Annotated in this window: 1 protein-coding gene; it reads left to right on the top strand. The window is 33.5% G+C overall.

What is annotated here, in order from left to right:
* The first annotated feature begins 158 nt into the window (after positions 1 to 158).
* Positions 159 to 1727 (top strand): IS1182 family transposase, encoded by a 1569-nt coding sequence (locus TP70_RS09285; protein ID WP_044361187.1) that lies wholly within the window; start codon positions 159 to 161, stop codon positions 1725 to 1727.
* Positions 1728 to 1832 lie beyond the last annotated feature (105 nt).

The following is a 1832-nucleotide window of genomic DNA, read 5'->3' as shown; positions in this document are numbered from 1 at the left end:
GGGGCTGGGACATAATTCCCGGCTCTTTTTTTCGAAGAAGGCCTGATTAAATGTTTTTTGACATTTAATCAGGCCTTCGTTATAGATATTATTTAAAAAAATAAAGCACTTCCTTTATAATTGTTAATAACGACAAAAACAAAAAAGGAGTGCTTTATATGTATAAAGAGTATAACATAAATCAGCTTACACTACCAATCGAAACTGAAATTTCTTTTCCAGAAAATGATATCGCATCTATTATCAATAAACTCGTTGAATCTATTCCCCAAGAAACTTTCAATCAATATTACAATCATAGAGGGCCTTCGTCCTACCACCCTAAAATGATGTTAAAAATCATTTTATATAGCTATGCACACTCTGTTTTCTCAGGAAGAAGAATTGAATTTCTACTTAAAGATAGTTGTCGAATGATGTGGCTCGCACAAGGTCAAACACCTTCATACAGAACAATCAATCGTTTTAGAGTGAACCCACATATGATGGAGTTCTTACATGTTCTTTATGTTGGTTTAAGGGCACAACTATTAGAAGATAAGCTAATCACAGAAGATGCCATTTATATAGATGGTACAAAGATAGAAGCGAATGCGAATAAGTATACGTTTCAATGGCTCGCTAATACAAAACGTTTTAGTAAATCTGTTGTTGAAAAATCAACCGCTATGTATGAACAGTTAATCACAGAAGAAATTATTCCTGAAATTAAACGAGAGTCTTCAGATGACTTAACTAAAGAAGAATTAAATCGTATAGAGATGTATTTAGATGACAAAAATGACGCACTCACTTCTGAAATTGAAACATCCCAAGATGTTGAAATAAGAAAAATACTTAGAAAACAAAGAAGTGAAGTGAGAAAGCATAAAAAAGCATTCAAAGATTTTAAAGAACGCAAAATCAAATACGAGAAACAAATGGAAATTTATGGTGACAGAAAAAGCTACTCTAAGACCGATCATGATGCGACATTTATGAGAATGAAAGACGATCATATGAGAAATGGGCAATTGAAACCTGGCTATAATCTGCAGATAGCGACAAATAATCAATTTGTTTTGGCATATGGCGTCTACAGTAACCCTGGCGATACACGGACACTTGAACCTTTCTTAAAATCAATTGAAGCATTATATGGTGACATTCCAGAGTATATTGTGGCAGATGCCGGGTATGGTAGTGAATATAATTATACAATGATACTTGATGATTTTGAGAAGACACCATTAATCACTTACAGTATGTATCTAAAAGAGAAGAAACGAAAATACAAAAAGAATCCATTCATCACTGCCAATTGGACATACAATGAGAAAGATGACTACTACACATGTCCGAATAAGAAGGAATTACACTTCCGAAGTTATAGTAAAAGAAGAGACAGATATGGTCATCAAAGAGATTTTAAATTATATCAATGTGAAGATTGCGTTGGATGTCCACTACGAAGTGAGTGTATGAGATTCAGTACAAATCCTAATACAAACAAACGACTATATAAAAATCTGACGTGGGATTATTTTAAAGCATTCACAAATAAGCAGCTTTCAGATCCAAAGACAAAAGATATCTATAAAAAGAGAAAGATAGATGTCGAATCAACTTTTGGAAACCTGAAGGCTAATTTGGGTTTTCAAAAATTATCCGTTCGCACGCGATCAAAGGTTGAATGTGAACTCGGAATAGCACTTATGGCAGTAAACATCAGGAAACTAGCCAGATAAGTGCTAGTTTTTTGTTTATACATAAGATAAAAAAGTCGTTAAAATCCCAAAACTGAATTTTAACGACTTTTTATCAAAGAAACTGGATGCCTATGTCCCAGCCCC

It is taken from the genome of Staphylococcus microti (assembly GCF_000934465.1).
In the GTDB taxonomy this organism is placed as follows: Bacteria; Bacillota; Bacilli; order Staphylococcales; family Staphylococcaceae; genus Staphylococcus; species Staphylococcus microti.
The sequence above is the reverse complement of the archived record's forward strand: the minus strand, read 5'-3'. Positions and strand labels throughout refer to the sequence as shown.

Bases quoted from the DNA above. Each gene is read 5' to 3' on its own strand.
- TP70_RS09285 (WP_044361187.1), top strand. From the start codon at position 159: ATGTATAAAGAGTATAACATAAATCAGCTTACACTACCAATCGAAACT.